The following is a 13,713-nucleotide window of genomic DNA, read 5'->3' on the forward strand; positions in this document are numbered from 1 at the left end:
GACTGCCGGGGTCGTCCTAGGACGCCAGGATCTTCGCCTTTTCGGCGACGAATTCGTCCTCGGTGAGCACACCTTGCGCTCTGAGTTCTCCGAGATCCTTCAGCGCGGCGATCCGGTCGACGCTCCCTCCTCCCTGGGAGGGGGCGGGAGCGGCCTGCGGCGGGGGTGCCTGAGCGTAGGCCGGGGCCTCGTTCTGTGGTCCTTGCGGTTGCTGTTGTGGTTGCTCTTGTGGTTGCTCTTTCGCCGCCCACCGCTGGCCCTGACGTCGAGACACTCGATTCGACACGGAGGTAGCGGTTCCGGCGATGACGGCGGTGCGGGCGATTCCGCGGAGGAGTCCGGGCATGATGTTGTCCTCGGTTTCAGTTTCTGGCTTCGAGCGCGTCGAGTGACGCCAGGATGCCCTGCACAGGGATGCGGCCCGAGGCCACGAGTTGCGCCCCGCTACGGCGCAGGGCGGTTGCGAACGGTGCGGCCCAACTGTTCTCGTAGACCAGTAACGCAGCCGAGGAACCCGGTTCGAGTACTGATCCGGCGTCTGCGATGTCCGCCAGGTCGAGCAGGCCGGTCGAGGCCTCGGCGAAGAGCGACGAATCGATACCGCCCTCGAGTCCGACGTCGACGATGTCGATCGCCACGACCGAACCGTCCGCTTCCTTGCGAAGGAAGACCAGGTCGAGCACTCGCACGGTGCCCTGCTCGACGAGGTCACGGAGGATCGTCAACGCTGATCCGTCCGGTCGTCGGTCGGCAGGGAACTCCACCACGAGATAATCGATGGGTCCGCTATCCTCCGGGTCGATTTCGTTCACCGGAAAACCTCTCTTCATGCATGCCGACCAGGTCCGCGGATATCACCCCGGATCAGGGCTCGGTCACAGTGATCCGGGATCTCCCACGAGATTCCGGCCATCTTTCGAGCATAATCCGGTTCGAGACCCTCTCACGGGCTTTCACCCTGTTCGGATGATTTTCGGTGACGCGCCTGCATGCGACGCTGAGGAAGATTGTCCCGGCGGCGGTCGCGTCGGATCTGGGCACCACGATCACCGGCATCCAGCCGGCCATCACGCTGTACACGCTCGTCATGGCGACGCTGATGATCACCGGCGGCAAGATCGGCACCATCATCGGTCGTCGCAGGGCGTTCGCCCTCGGCCTGGTCGTCTACGGTGCGGGACGGCGCTGATCGGATCGGTACTCGTCGCGACCCCGAGCACCTCGATCGTCGCGGGGATCCAAGCCGGTCCCGACGTTCCGCAGTCGGTACAACAGCGGGCGACCACCGAACTGGCGAGCGGTGTCCCGTTTCTCTCCGACACACAACTGGCGGCGGCGTTGGACGACGCGTCGGTCCCCGAAGCCACCGCCAAGGACATCCTCGACATCAATTCCGACGCGCGCCTCGAGGCACTCCAGGTGGCGTACGCCGTCACCGCGCTGCTCGCCATCACGGCGTTGTTCTCCACCGGGCGGATCCCCCGCACCCCCGTCCTCACCCCCGAGCGACAGGCTGCGCCCGACCCCGCGGATCGTCGCAGTTCGTAGGACTTTCCCGCGTCGCCGTCCGGTGGCAGCATTCTCCTCGTGACCTTCGCCCATCGTTTGCGTCCCCGTCTCGTCGAAGAGCGAGCGTCGGTGTCGCCGCTCGAGCTGTTCTTCGACCTCGTCTTCGTGTTCGCCCTCACCCGCGTCACCGATCTGATGGCCGAGGACCCCACCGGGGTGAATCTGCTGCGCGGCGCACTGGTGATGGCCGTCCTGTGGTGGAGCTGGGTGGGGTACGCCTGGCTCTGCAACCTCGTGCGCGCCGACGAGGGCATCGTGCGGGTGGTGATGTTCGGCGCGATGGGCGCTATGTTCATCACCGCCCTGACGATCCCCGAGGCGTTCGACGATCTGGCCGGCGGACTGGACGGCCCCGTCATCTTCGCCCTCGGTTACTTCGTCGTCCGCCTACTGCACCTGGTGATGTTCTGGGTCATCAGCCGCACCGACCCCCAACTGCGCGGTCAGGTGCTGCGCTTCGCGCCGAGCATGGTCACCGGCACCGTGTTCCTGCTCATCGCGTCGCAGCTCACCGGCACGGCGCAGACCGTGATGTGGATCCTCGCCCTCGCCGGCGACTACATCGGCACACTGATCGGCGGCACCGACTGGCGACTGCGGTCGGTGAGCCACTTCGCCGAACGACACGGCCTCATCATCATCGTCGCGCTCGGCGAGTCGATCGTGTCGATCGGCATCGGCGTCGCGAGCCTGCCGATCTCCTGGGCGATCATCGTCGCCTCGCTGCTGGGGCTCGCGGTGTCGGGACTGCTGTGGTGGTCGTACTTCGACGTCACGTCGCTGGCCGTCGAGCACGCCTTCGAGGAGGCGACCGGTGCACGTCAGATCAGGATCGCCCGGAACTGCTACAGCTTCCTGCACCTGCCGATGGTGATCGGGGTCGTGATGCTGTCGCTCGGCCTGAAGAAGATCCTGTCGTACGTCGGCGACGGCAACCATCACCGGCTCACCGACCCGCTGCACGGCTGGCCGCTGATCGCACTGTTCGGCGGCGCGGCGCTGTACCTCCTCGCGCTGGTCACGTTCAAGGCGTACGCGACGAGGTCGGTCACCGTGCCGCGCGTCGCGACGGCGGTCGTGCTGATCGCGCTGATTCCCGTCGTCTGGCACATCCCGGCCCTCGCCACCCTCGGCGTGCTCACCGCGGTCCTGCTCGCGATGATCGGATACGAGATGATCCGGTACGACCAGCCCCGCGACGAGATCCGCCACGGCGCCCACCCGTGAGTACTTGTTAACGTCCCGCGGTTAATAAGTACTCACGGGCGAAGCAGTCCGGCCCCGCGGCGGCACCGAATTACCTCAGAGGCTCGAGATGATCGAGCCGGAGGGATTGATACACCATGACCGACCACTCTCGCGGCCCCCGATTACGCAGTCCACTGCGCGGACCGTGGCTGACCTCCGTATTCGGCGTCGTCCTGCTGATCGGACTTCCGGTCGTCATAGTCACGGGACTGCTCTCGTACATCGCGTACGGTCCGCAGTTCGGGCAGGCTCGTCCCGGCGACGTCGGGTGGCTGCACCTTCCGTACTTCGCGTGGCCCACCCGGCCGTCGTGGTTGTACCGGCTCACGCAGGGGCTGCACGTCGGGCTCGGACTGATCCTGGTGCCGATCGTGCTCGCCAAGCTGTGGTCGGTGATCCCGAAACTGTTCGTGTTTCCGCCGGTGCGGTCGCCGGCGCAGGCGCTCGAACGTCTGTCGCTGATCGCCCTGGTCGGCGGTGCGCTGTTCGAGATCATCACCGGGGTCCTGAACATCCAGTACGACTACATCTTCGGCTTCGACTTCTACACGGCGCACTACTGGGGCGCGTGGGTCTTCATCGCCGGGTTCGTGACGCACACGATCCTGAAGGTGCCGTTGATGGTGAGGTCGCTGCGTTCGCGGTCGTTCCGGGACGTGCTGCGCACCTCCCGTGCGGACACGCGCCCCGAGCCTGCGGACGAGAACGGCCTCGTGGCCGAAGACCCCACCCCTCCCACGATCAGCCGCCGCGGCGCCCTCGCCCTCGTCGGTGGCGGCGCCGCGCTGGTCGCCGTCCTGTCGGTCGGGCAGACCACCGGCGGATTCCTGCGCAGCGCCGCGCTGCTCCTCCCGCGCGGTCGCTCGTACGGCGACGGTCCCAACGACTTTCAGATCAACCGCACCGCCGCGGCCGCGCAGATCACTCCGGAGCAGACCGGCGACACCTGGCGGCTTTCGGTGACGGGTGGCGCGGAACCCGTGCAGCTGAGCCGAAGTCAACTGCGCGCGATGCCGTCGCACACCGCGTCCCTCCCGATCGCGTGCGTCGAGGGGTGGTCCACCACCGAGACGTGGACGGGCGTGCGACTGCGTGACCTCGCGGACGCCGCCGGGGTCACGGACTTCGCGTCGGCGAAGGTGACGTCGCTGGAACGGTCCGGGGCGTTCAACCAGGCGGTGCTCACCTCGGATCAGGTGCGCGACGCCGACGCCCTGCTCGCCCTCGACGTCAACGGCACGGACCTGTCCCTCGACCACGGCTACCCCGCCCGGATCATCGTTCCCGCCCTGCCCGGCGTTCACAACACCAAATGGGTGCAGGCCATCGAATTCCGGGAGACGTGAGATGCGCCGATTCGCCCGCTTCTACGGAGCCAACCCGCTGCATCTACTGGCCGTCCTGTTCAGCTTCGCCCTCGCCGGATATGCGGTGGCGGTGGTCGGTCCGCAGAATCTGTGGAATCAGGACGTGTGGTGGAAGTCCATCGCCGTGTGGTTCCTCGGCGCGGTGATCGCCCACGACCTCGTGCTGTTCCCGCTGTATGCGCTCGCGGACCGGTCCCTGACGTCCGGGCTGAAGGCCATGCGAGGCAGGATAACTCCACGACCCCGGTCGGTTTCGGCGCTCAACTACATCCGCGTGCCGGCACTCGCGTCGGGGCTGACGCTGCTACTGTTCCTGCCCGGGATCATCGAGCAGGGCGCCGACGCGTATCTCGCTGCGACGGGGCTGACGCAGGAACCATTCCTCGACCGCTGGCTACTGCTCACCGCGGCGTTCTTCGCGGTGTCCGCCGTCGCCTACGCCCTCCGACTCGCACTGTCCCGCAAGGCTGGTGACACGATGAGCAGTTCATGAGGACCGACGTCTCCACGGACCTCCTGATGCGACGCGCGTCGGTGGGACTCCCGTGCTGGGTGCGCGACGCACGGGGAACGCGCCGCCCCTTGCCGGTGGGCCGGTGGATGGGCGGTGACGCATCCTCCCTCTCCGATCGAATCGCGGACCGGGTGATGCTCACCGGCTGTCACGGCGCCACCGTGGACCTCGGGTGCGGTCCGGGCCGCCTCACCGCGGCGCTCGTCTCGGCCGGCGTCGCGGCGCTGGGTGTCGACTCGTCTTTCACAGCAGTGCAACTCACGATCCGTCGCGGTGGTCTCGCGCTCCACCGGGACATCTTCGCGCCGCTTCCGCGGTCCGGACACTGGGACAGGGTACTGCTCGCCGATGGCAACATCGGCATCGGCGGGGAACCGGTGCGGATCCTGCGCCGCGCGCGAGAATTGTTGCAACCACGGGGAATTGTGATCGCCGAGGTGGATCCGCCGACCACGACAGGAGTTCGTCACGAACTACTGCGCTGGGAGACGGAGCATCTCGCCGGAGAGTGGTTCGCATGGGCGAGTGTGGGTGTCGCGGCGATGTCCGGGGTCGCGCGCGCTGCCGGACTGAGCGTGATCGATGTTCTGCAGCACGCCAATCGGTATTTCGTGCGGATGGAATGGGCGTAAGAGCTCCCATCCGCCGGCTGAGTCGCACCGAATACCTAGTGAACATCCACCCACCCCCCTTCCTCCGGAAAGGTTGTTTGATCATCATGTCGAACTATCGAAAAGCACTCGTAGCAGCGGCCATCGGCACCCTTGCCCTGACCCCGCTGGCGGCGTGCTCGAGCAACGATTCGAGCACGTCGTCGAATGTGAGCGCAGCAGCAGTATCCACGCAACCCGCACCCGTCGCCCAGGTCGACAACCTGACCGGGGTGAGTACCGCCGTCGCACTGGATCCCGGTTTCACCGGAGCCCTGACGACGCTCGGCCTCACCCCCGGAGTGGTCGGTACGGCGGCCCTCGCCGACGGATCGGTCAGCTTCCCGATCACCGGCGGCAACGTGAAGTACTGGGAGCCGGGCACGGTCGACCCCTATGTCCAGGGCGAGATCATGCACGACGGCAGCGGATTGTCGCTGGCGGCGCCCGGCACGGTCGTCGAACTCACCGATTTCACGATCGATCCGGGCACGTCGCTACTCACCGGCGACGTGAGCGTCAACGGTGCGTCCGCGGCCACCGATGCGGTGCTGTTCGATCTCAACGGCCGCACGTTGAAGCCGCTGCAGACAGGACCGAACGACACCGCGATCCTGCAGGGTACCGAGGTCAAGATCTCGGCGGACGCGGCCGGACTGCTGAACCAGACGTTCAAGACCGACGCCGTGAAGCCGGGGCTGCTGGTCGGAATCGCCACCATCACGATCGCGACCAAGTGACCGTCTGCCCCCGAACGGCAACTCGGATGCGCCGGCCGTCACCAATTCGTGAACAGCACATGGTTGACGGCCAGCGCACCGGCGGCCTGCACCGCGAGCCAGAACCGATGGCTTCCGCGCGGCAGGAGTGCGGGGGCGGCGAGAAGCCACATCTCGAACGGCAACCAGATCCGTTCGGTCTCCGCCTTGCTCAACGCGCTCAGATCGGCGATCACCACCGCCGCCAGCGCGGAGAGCACGAGGACGGGAACCGGAGACAGCGCCCGCACCCGCGACCAGGCGAACGCCCGGGGCAGCGCGGCGGGCACCGCCAACCCCACCGCGCAGACGAGCGACGCGAAGTTGGCCCAGCCCCAGTAGGCGAAGGGACGATCCGACGCGATGCCCTGGTAATACCGTTCCTGCACCAGCTGGTAGCCGTCGAACCACCAGAATCCGGACAGCGTGAACACGGCCGCCACCGCGAGCGCGCCGACCAGAGCGCCCACCAGCGGGCGGGCAGTGCGAGCGATCACCAGGACGGCGACCGCCGGAATCGCCATCAACGTGAGCCCGTAGCTGAGGTAGACACCGAAGCCGAGCAACACGCCCGCGCCCACCGCGACGAGCGCGGGAACCGGGACGGAACGCGTCGCCGACAATGCCATCAGGGCGATCCCCCACGCGACCACGCCGGCAAACAGCGCGTCGGCCGATACCGCCACCCAGATCGCGGCGGGTGCGAGGACGAGGAACGGGGCCGCGCGACGAGCCTTGGCCTCGTCACCGAGCGCACGGACGGCGACGATCACGGCGGCACCGGCGCTCGACCCGACCGCGACGCACAACGCGGACGCCCAGGCACCGCCGTCGAGACCGATCCGGTCGAGCCAGACGAACGTCAGGAGCGCGCCGGGCGGATGCCCGGACACGTGGGTGGTCCACGAATCGGGCTGCAGGTCCAGGATCCGGTCCGCGAAACCGCGCAGCGTCGCCGGGATGTCCGTGACACGAGGGACCTCGTGGAGATACTCGTCGGTGGAGGTCAGGCGCCCGGCGAATCCACGCTGCCAGCCGTCGACCAGCGCGAGCGCCATCGCCCACAGGGCGGACCCGAGCCACACTCCCACCGTGAGGCGGCGCCACCCGAGCGCCTGCGCAAGGCCCGGCCCCCACATCACGACCGCCGCCGCGACGGCGACGGCGACCGGCGTCCCCCACCCGAAGTGCACGTCGCGGAACCCGAACAGCGGCGCGGCGTCCGCGAAATCCCGCACACTCTCCGCGGTGCGGTTGACGATGGGGGTGATCGTCTCGTTTCCCAGGTGCGGGACGACGAACGCGACCACCACCAGGATCAGGGCGAGTGCGGCGCCCACGACGTCGCGGTACGGAAAATTCCGCTCCTCGGCGCGCTGCGGGGATCCGATGACGTCATCTCCTTCGGCGAAAGTCGCACTCGCGCCCAGCATAACGACGGAGGATTGACTGCATGACCGCAATGAGTGCACGCGAACCGGCCCGCGCGGACGTTGCCGTGATCGGTGGAAGCGGCTTCTACTCGTTCTTCGACGAGGACGCCGCGGAAGTCACGATCGACACTCCGTACGGCAGCCCCAGCGCCCCGATCACCGTCGGCGACGTGGAGGGCAGGCGGGTGGCGTTCCTCCCCCGCCACGGCGCCCGGCACGAATTCGCGCCCCACACCATCCCGTACCGCGCGAACCTGTGGGCGCTGCGCACGCTGGGCGTGCGGCAGGTGTTCGCACCCTGCGCCGCCGGCAGCCTCACCCCCGACCTGGGACCGGGCTCGATGGTCGTGCCGGACCAGTTGGTCGATCGAACCAGCGGCCGCACACAGACGTACTTCGACGGAGGCGGCGTCCACGTCCAGTTCGCCGACCCGTACTGCGCCGACCTGCGCAAGGCTGCCGCGCGACCGGGCACCGTGGAGGGCGGTGTACTGGTGGTGGTCGAGGGGCCACGTTTCTCGACGAGGGCGGAAAGCCTGTGGTTCGCCCGACAGGGCTGGACGCTCGTCAATATGACGGGCCACCCCGAGGCGGTCCTCGCCCGGGAACTCGAGATGTGCTACGCCACCATCGCTTTGGTCACCGATCTCGATGCGGGGATCGAGTCCGGCGACGGAGTACGCGCCGTGGACGTGTTCGCCGAGTTCCAGCGCAATCTCGGATCCCTGAAGACGCTCGTGCGGTCCGCGATCGCCGCCGCCCCCGAGGGCCCCTGCGAAGCCTGCCGCGTCCACGAGGGTGTGACACTGCCGATCGAGCTTCCATGACGGGAACACGCGTACTGCTCACGGGTGCAGCCGGATTCATCGGTAGCCACGTCCGCGCCGCGCTGATCGATGCCGGCCACGACGTCGTGGCCATGGATGCACTGCTCCCGTCCGCGCACGGTGCCGACGTCGAGTCGCCGGACGGTGTGCGACGCGCCGACGTCCGCGACCTTCCCGCCCTGACAAAGCTGCTGCGGGGTGTGGACGTCGTGTGCCATCAGGCCGCCGTCGTCGGTGCCGGTGTAAATGTGAGCGACGCCCCGGCCTACGCCAGCCACAACGATCTCGGCACGGCGACGTTGCTCGCCGCGATGCACGAGTCGGGTTGCGAGAAGCTGATACTCGCGTCGTCGATGGTCGTCTACGGGGAAGGCCGGTATCGCAATGGGCGGGGCGAGTTCGTGGAACCGGTCGCTCGCCGGGCCGACGACCTGGCGGCGGGGTTCTTCGACGAGACGGACCCCGACACCGGCGATCCCCTGGAGTGGGCACTCGTGGAGGAAAACTCGCCGCTGCGGCCGCGGAGTCTCTACGCCGCCGGCAAGGTCGCCCAGGAGAACTACGCGCTCGCCTGGGCACTGGCCACCGGCGGTTCCGTGACGGCTCTGCGCTATCACAACGTGTACGGCGATCGCATGCCGCGTAACACCCCGTACTCGGGGGTGGCCGCGATGTTCCGCTCCGCGCTCGAGAACGGCGACCCACCGCGCGTGTTCGAGGACGGCAGGCAGACGCGGGACTTCGTGCACGTCCACGACGTCGCGGCGGCGAACGTAACCGCAGTCGAGGCGGCGCTGCCGGGATTCTCGGCATTCAATGTGTGCTCGGGACAACCGATCACGATCGGCGACGTCGCCGCGACGCTCGCCCGTTCCTACGGCGGCCCCGAACCAGTCGTCACCGGCGAGTACCGTCCCGGCGACGTGCGGCACATCGTCGCCGACCCCAGGCTGGCCCGGGAGCGGCTGGGCTTCCGGGCGCAGATCATGCCTGCCGAGGGGATCGCGGCGTTCGCGCACGCACCCCTGAGGAACGCCGCGCCGGCGGGACCTCCCCGTGTCTGAGCGCGCACCGATCTCTCCGCGGGACGTCACCGTCGTGATCCCGTGCATGAACGAGGCCGGTTCCCTGCCCGGAGTGCTGGCCGCGGTGCCACCCGATTACCGGACGGTGGTGGTGGACAACAACTCCACCGACGACACTGCCGCAGTCGCGGGCGCGCACGGTGTGTCGGTGGTGCGGGAGCACGTCCCGGGATACGGTTCGGCCGTGCACGCCGGGGTGCTGGCGGCGCAGACTCAGGTGGTCTGCGTGCTGGACGGCGACGGCTCGATGGACCCGGGTGAACTCCCCCGACTGGTTGCCGCGCTGGACTCGGGCGCCGACCTCGCCGTGGGGCGGCGCCGGGCCGATCGGCGTGGAACGTGGCCGCTGCACAGCAGGATCGGCAACGCAGTCCTCGCCGCACGTCTCCGGCGCCGGTACGGGTTGCCGATCCACGACCTCGGGGCGATGCGAGCCGTCCGCAGGCAGGACCTTCTCGCGCTGGGCGTCGACGACCGCAGGTCGGGCTACCCGCTGCAACTTCTCGTGCTCGCCGGCCGCGCCCACTGGCGGGTCGTGGAGCGCGACATAACCTACCGTCCGCGCACCGCGGGCACGTCGAAGGTGTCGGGTTCGCTGAAGGGCACCGTCGTCGCCGTCCACGACTTCTGGAAGGTGATCGGGTGACCCTCGACGTCGCAGTACTCGTGGTCGCGAAGGCACCGGTGCCCGGGTTCGCGAAGACCCGGCTCGCACGGGTGGTCGGCGACGCCCGGGCCGCCGACCTCGCCGCCGCCTCGCTGCTGGACACTCTGGACGCCGTCACCGGTGCCCGCGTCGCGCGGCGGGTGGTGGCAATGACCGGCGACCTGGGCCGGGCGGTCCGGGGCACCGACATCGCGGCGGCGCTGGACTGCTTCACGGTGCTGCCGCAACGAGGTGTGGGCTTCGCGGAGCGATTGGTGAACGCCCACGCCGACACGTTCGACGCGTTCGGCCTGCCGATTCTCCAGATCGGAATGGACACACCGCAGGTGACGGCGGGACTGCTCGGGGAATCGGCGGACCTGCTCACCGAGCGGAAGGGCCGATGCGTCCTCGGACTCGCGGAGGACGGCGGGTGGTGGATCCTCGGCGTGCCCGACGCGGTCGCGGCGGAGGCGATCCGCCCGGTTCCCACGTCGAGTCCCGACACCGGACGCCTCACCCGGGAGGCCCTCCTCGCGGCCGGCACCGAGGTTCTGTCGCTGCCGACGCTCCGCGACGTCGACTACGCGGCCGACGTCGCGCCCGTCGCCGCCCTCTGCCCGGAGTCCAGCCACTTCCGCCGTGAGTACTTATTAACCACGGGCGGTTAACAAGTACTCACGGGCCCCTCTGCTCCCGCGCGTACCATCGGAGTGGATGTCGGAGAGAATGACACGCCATCCGTCCACCGTGGCCGACTGGAGCAACGATCGCCGCAAGGCGCGTCTGCACGCGACACGGCTCGGGCACCAGTGGCAGAAATTCGGTCGCACCCGGCGCTTCCTCGCAGCGGTCGCGCTCGGGACCGTCCCCCTGCTCCTGACCGGAGGCCAGTACTGGGTTCACGACGTGCAACCCGAACGCGAGCGACTCGCGCTGACCCAGCCACAGATCCACGAGGTGTACGACGCGCAGTCGCCCGCCGACCACGACACCGCCGTCGTCGACCTGGTCGGGCTGGGCAACAAGGATGCCACCGACACCGCCCGCACACTGTCCTCGTACGACCGCATCGGGCGGGTATGGGCGGTCCAGTACGACAACGGCGGTATCGACACCAAGGTGATCAGCGAACTGATCGCCACCCGCGCGGCCGACGAGGGCATCGACAACATCGTCCTGTCCGGGCACAGCATGGGCGGCGTCGTCGCGCTGGAGGTCGCGCAGCACATCTACGAGGACACGGACGCCAACCTCATCGGAGTGGTACTCGATTGCACCCCGGTGGACCTGCACGCCGTCCGGGCCGGGAGCCGGGACAGCGGCGAGGACATGCTGCGGTGGATCGGCTGGCTCCCCGGAGCGCGGGAGAGCCGGACGATGCGCCTGCTGGTGGAGACCGCGGCCCGGCAGAGCAGGTTCCTCGACACGAAGTCGGACTGGTATCCGCACGTCGACGTCGACGAGTTCCGCGACGTCGTCGACGAGGTCCTCACCGAGAAGGTCCTGTCGGAGGACGTGGCGAGCAACGGGCTGATCGAATCGCAGTTCAAGACCATCGTCGCGTCCGGTGCGATCGACAACCTGAAGTCGCTGGCGGTGGAGACGGACGACAAGCCGCGGCCCGGGATCGTCTTCGTGCGTCCCCGCGCGGGGTGGAAGGACCCGGTGGTCGACGTCGACTACACGCAGAAGATCCTCGTCGAACAATCCGGCGGGACCGACGGCGCGCTGCTGGTGGCGAAGCTCGACGGGACCGGCCACGCGAATCCGAACCAGCAACCGGTCGCCTACAACGAGGCGATCGTCAATCGCGTCCTGCCGTTCCTCCAGCCCATTTTCGACGAGGTGTCGGTCACCAGCGACGTCGCGGGCGGCCGGCGGTGACGGCGCGGCCGGGCCACGCCGTCGTGCGGGACTCCCACGCCCGTGCCAGCAGGGTCGCCAAGCCCACGTACGCCCATCCCGCCAGCACGTCCACCACGTAGTGCTCGCCGCCGTAGACCAGCACGAACGCCATGGCGAGCGGGTAGGCGACCAGCAGCGCCCGCGACAACAGGTTCTGCGCGAACGGCCAGAGAGCGACGGCCACGAGCAGGGCGAATGCCGCATGCAGGGACGGCAGCGCGGCGACGGGGTTGCTCTGCGCCTCCAGCCACCGGGTGCCGACATCCGTGGGGACCACACCGAATCCGAAACCGGCGACGCGACCCACGCTGCCGGAGATCACGTCCCCCTCGGCGGCCAGCCACGGCGGAACGGACGGCAGCAGGATGTAGGTGACCAGGCCGAGATAGGACAACAGCAGCACCCGCCGCATGTACCCCGACCACAGGTCGCGGGAGTACACGTAGAAGACGGCCGCGACCACCCACGGAACGAAGAAGTGGCTGGTGTACACGATTCCCGTGAGCAGAGTCCACCACGGCAGCTCACCCGTCGGGGGCAGGAGAGTCTCCTGCAACCAGACCGTGGGGATCGTGCCGCCGAAGAGCCAGCTCTCCGCGGACACCAGTTCCTCCGCCCGCACCGGCATCCCGAGTTCGTGAGCGAAGCCCCGGCTGAGGTCGTAGACGACGAGAGCGGCGATGAGCGGCAACCAGTCCCACACGACGCGCAGATGGTCCTGCCACGGCCGATCGATCGTGAAGGCGACGACGCCGGCGACGATCCACGTCGCCTGGTAGATACGGTCGGTGGGGAGCCCCAGCGTGTAGATCGTGATGGCCAGCGCCAGCAGGTACGCACACCAGACCGCCCGCCGGAGATGCTGCCGCCCCCCGTGAGTACTTATTAACGGCGGGCGGTTAATAAGTACTCACGGGCGCAGCATCCCCGTGCCTGCCTGCCCCGGCGGCGAAGCGCGCGGCGCCCTCGATCATTCCGTCGGCCAGAGAGATTGCGCCGTGCCGGAATTCGTTCAGCAGGGCCTGATCCTCGGTGAGTCCCGACTGCTCCAGCAGCGACAACCGGTCCTGCCGCAGGCACACCTGGGGCAGGGCGGCGATCTCGGCGGCCAGCTGCCGGGCCGCGGTGAGTGCCTCCCCCGCCGCGACCTTCCGGTTGATCAGCCCCATACTCAGGGCCTCGTCGGCGTCGACGGGACGCCCGGTGAGGACGAGGTCCATCGCGCGACTCTCCCCGATGAGCCTCGGCAGGCGGACGGTCCCGCCGTCGATGAGCGGCACGCCCCAGCGGCGGCAGAACACTCCGAGGACGGCGCCCGCACCGGCGACCCTCAGGTCGGCCCACAGCGCCAGTTCGAGCCCGCCTGCCACCGCGTGCCCGTCGATCGCGGCGATCACCGGTTTGGACAACCGCATCCGGGAGATACCCATCGGTGCGTCACCGTCGGGCGCCACCCGGTTCCCGGTCCCGGAACTGATCGCCTTGAGATCCGCTCCGGCGCAGAATGTTCCACCCTCGCCGTGGAGTACCGCGACGGACGCGTCCTCGTCCGCGTCGAATGCACGGAAGGCGTCGGCGAGCGCCTCGGCGGTGGGCCGGTCGACGGCATTGCGGACTTCGGGCCGGTTCAGGCTGATCGTCGTGACCGGGCCGTCCTTGCGGACGAGTACCACGTCGGAAGTCATCGAGTGCGCCTTTCCTCGCTGGT

Annotated in this window: 16 protein-coding genes and 1 pseudogene; 12 read left to right on the top strand and 5 right to left on the bottom strand. The window is 68.6% G+C overall.

The annotated features are described in order from the left end of the window. Positions 1-16: 16 nt before the first annotated feature. Together ACFWAY_RS02675 and ACFWAY_RS02680 are read right to left on the bottom strand one after the other, a co-directional pair. Positions 17-346: an SHOCT domain-containing protein gene (locus ACFWAY_RS02675; RefSeq protein WP_378450672.1), complete on the bottom strand. Its 330-nt coding sequence runs from the start codon at positions 344-346 to the stop codon at positions 17-19. 16 nt (positions 347-362) lie between these two features. Next, positions 363-812, bottom strand: coding sequence for a DUF6325 family protein (locus ACFWAY_RS02680; RefSeq protein WP_378450673.1), 450 nt, complete (start codon positions 810-812; stop codon positions 363-365). Positions 813-976: 164 nt separating this feature from the next. Here ACFWAY_RS02680 and ACFWAY_RS02685 point away from each other — a divergent pair, with 164 nt between their 5' ends. The 7 genes and pseudogenes from ACFWAY_RS02685 to ACFWAY_RS02715 all read left to right on the top strand — a co-directional run bounded on the left by ACFWAY_RS02685 (position 977) and on the right by ACFWAY_RS02715 (position 6,088). Beyond that, complete coding sequence (locus ACFWAY_RS02685; RefSeq protein WP_378509877.1) at positions 977-1,189, top strand: hypothetical protein; 213 nt, start codon at positions 977-979, stop codon at positions 1,187-1,189. Then, positions 1,177-1,548 (top strand): annotated as a pseudogene (locus ACFWAY_RS02690) (MFS transporter); the annotation flags it as partial. The gene ACFWAY_RS02685 and the pseudogene ACFWAY_RS02690, both read left to right, overlap by 13 nt. Before the next feature lie 39 nt (positions 1,549-1,587). Next, on the top strand, positions 1,588-2,796 hold the full coding sequence (locus ACFWAY_RS02695; protein ID WP_378509750.1) for a low temperature requirement protein A: 1,209 nt from the start codon (positions 1,588-1,590) through the stop codon (positions 2,794-2,796). 116 nt (positions 2,797-2,912) lie between these two features. Then, entirely contained in the window at positions 2,913-4,163 is a 1,251-nt protein-coding gene (locus ACFWAY_RS02700) for a molybdopterin-dependent oxidoreductase (RefSeq protein ID WP_378509751.1), read from the top strand. A gap of 1 nt (position 4,164) precedes the next feature. After that, positions 4,165-4,677 (top strand): hypothetical protein, encoded by a 513-nt coding sequence (locus tag ACFWAY_RS02705; RefSeq protein ID WP_378509752.1) that lies wholly within the window; start codon positions 4,165-4,167, stop codon positions 4,675-4,677. Then, positions 4,674-5,330, top strand: a complete 657-nt coding sequence (locus tag ACFWAY_RS02710; protein ID WP_378450677.1) for a methyltransferase domain-containing protein — start codon at positions 4,674-4,676, stop codon at positions 5,328-5,330. The genes ACFWAY_RS02705 and ACFWAY_RS02710 overlap by 4 nt, the downstream gene beginning before the upstream one ends. Before the next feature lie 86 nt (positions 5,331-5,416). Further along, positions 5,417-6,088 (top strand): hypothetical protein, encoded by a 672-nt coding sequence (locus ACFWAY_RS02715; RefSeq protein ID WP_378450678.1) that lies wholly within the window; start codon positions 5,417-5,419, stop codon positions 6,086-6,088. A 38-nt stretch (positions 6,089-6,126) separates the two neighbouring features. Here the strand turns inward: ACFWAY_RS02715 and ACFWAY_RS02720 are convergent, their stop codons facing one another. Then, on the bottom strand, positions 6,127-7,539 hold the full coding sequence (locus tag ACFWAY_RS02720) for a hypothetical protein (protein WP_378509753.1): 1,413 nt from the start codon (positions 7,537-7,539) through the stop codon (positions 6,127-6,129). Between the two features lie 20 nt (positions 7,540-7,559). Here ACFWAY_RS02720 and ACFWAY_RS02725 point away from each other — a divergent pair, with 20 nt between their 5' ends. From ACFWAY_RS02725 to ACFWAY_RS02745, 5 genes are read left to right on the top strand one after another with little or no spacing between them, the layout of a single operon-like run. Further along, positions 7,560-8,366, top strand: a complete 807-nt coding sequence (locus ACFWAY_RS02725; protein ID WP_378450680.1) for an S-methyl-5'-thioadenosine phosphorylase — start codon at positions 7,560-7,562, stop codon at positions 8,364-8,366. After that, entirely contained in the window at positions 8,363-9,430 is a 1,068-nt protein-coding gene (locus tag ACFWAY_RS02730) for an NAD-dependent epimerase/dehydratase family protein (protein ID WP_378509754.1), read from the top strand. Before ACFWAY_RS02725 ends, ACFWAY_RS02730 begins: the two co-directional genes overlap by 4 nt. Continuing rightward, positions 9,423-10,097: a glycosyltransferase family 2 protein gene (locus ACFWAY_RS02735; protein WP_378509755.1), complete on the top strand. Its 675-nt coding sequence runs from the start codon at positions 9,423-9,425 to the stop codon at positions 10,095-10,097. Before ACFWAY_RS02730 ends, ACFWAY_RS02735 begins: the two co-directional genes overlap by 8 nt. Further along, positions 10,094-10,768 (top strand): DUF2064 domain-containing protein, encoded by a 675-nt coding sequence (locus tag ACFWAY_RS02740; protein ID WP_378509756.1) that lies wholly within the window; start codon positions 10,094-10,096, stop codon positions 10,766-10,768. The genes ACFWAY_RS02735 and ACFWAY_RS02740 overlap by 4 nt, the downstream gene beginning before the upstream one ends. A gap of 58 nt (positions 10,769-10,826) precedes the next feature. Next, entirely contained in the window at positions 10,827-11,984 is a 1,158-nt protein-coding gene (locus tag ACFWAY_RS02745; RefSeq protein ID WP_378450684.1) for an alpha/beta fold hydrolase, read from the top strand. Here ACFWAY_RS02745 and ACFWAY_RS02750 read toward each other — a convergent pair. Both ACFWAY_RS02750 and ACFWAY_RS02755 read right to left on the bottom strand, forming a co-directional pair. Then, the gene (locus tag ACFWAY_RS02750) at positions 11,953-12,891 is read right to left on the bottom strand and encodes a phosphatase PAP2 family protein (RefSeq protein WP_378450867.1); all 939 of its coding nucleotides are present in this window, start codon (positions 12,889-12,891) and stop codon (positions 11,953-11,955) included. The genes ACFWAY_RS02745 and ACFWAY_RS02750 overlap by 32 nt on opposite strands. Positions 12,892-12,904: 13 nt before the next feature. Next, on the bottom strand, positions 12,905-13,690 hold the full coding sequence (locus tag ACFWAY_RS02755) for a crotonase/enoyl-CoA hydratase family protein (RefSeq protein WP_378509757.1): 786 nt from the start codon (positions 13,688-13,690) through the stop codon (positions 12,905-12,907). Positions 13,691-13,713: the final 23 nt, after the last annotated feature.

This window comes from Rhodococcus sp. NPDC059968 (assembly GCF_042738615.1).
Taxonomy (GTDB): domain Bacteria; phylum Actinomycetota; class Actinomycetes; order Mycobacteriales; family Mycobacteriaceae; genus Rhodococcus_F.

What these genes read in the sequence shown, in the direction of transcription:
- ACFWAY_RS02720 (WP_378509753.1), bottom strand. Translation starts at nt 7,539, where the DNA reads ATGCTGGGCGCGAGTGCGACTTTCGCCGAAGGAGATGACGTCATCGGA.
- ACFWAY_RS02700 (WP_378509751.1), top strand. Translation starts at nt 2,913, where the DNA reads ATGACCGACCACTCTCGCGGCCCCCGATTACGCAGTCCACTGCGCGGA.
- ACFWAY_RS02710 (WP_378450677.1), top strand. Translation starts at nt 4,674, where the DNA reads ATGAGGACCGACGTCTCCACGGACCTCCTGATGCGACGCGCGTCGGTG.
- ACFWAY_RS02675 (WP_378450672.1), bottom strand. Translation starts at nt 346, where the DNA reads ATGCCCGGACTCCTCCGCGGAATCGCCCGCACCGCCGTCATCGCCGGA.
- ACFWAY_RS02715 (WP_378450678.1), top strand. Translation starts at nt 5,417, where the DNA reads ATGTCGAACTATCGAAAAGCACTCGTAGCAGCGGCCATCGGCACCCTT.
- ACFWAY_RS02745 (WP_378450684.1), top strand. Translation starts at nt 10,827, where the DNA reads ATGACACGCCATCCGTCCACCGTGGCCGACTGGAGCAACGATCGCCGC.
- ACFWAY_RS02705 (WP_378509752.1), top strand. Translation starts at nt 4,165, where the DNA reads ATGCGCCGATTCGCCCGCTTCTACGGAGCCAACCCGCTGCATCTACTG.
- ACFWAY_RS02730 (WP_378509754.1), top strand. Translation starts at nt 8,363, where the DNA reads ATGACGGGAACACGCGTACTGCTCACGGGTGCAGCCGGATTCATCGGT.
- ACFWAY_RS02725 (WP_378450680.1), top strand. Translation starts at nt 7,560, where the DNA reads ATGACCGCAATGAGTGCACGCGAACCGGCCCGCGCGGACGTTGCCGTG.
- ACFWAY_RS02755 (WP_378509757.1), bottom strand. Translation starts at nt 13,690, where the DNA reads ATGACTTCCGACGTGGTACTCGTCCGCAAGGACGGCCCGGTCACGACG.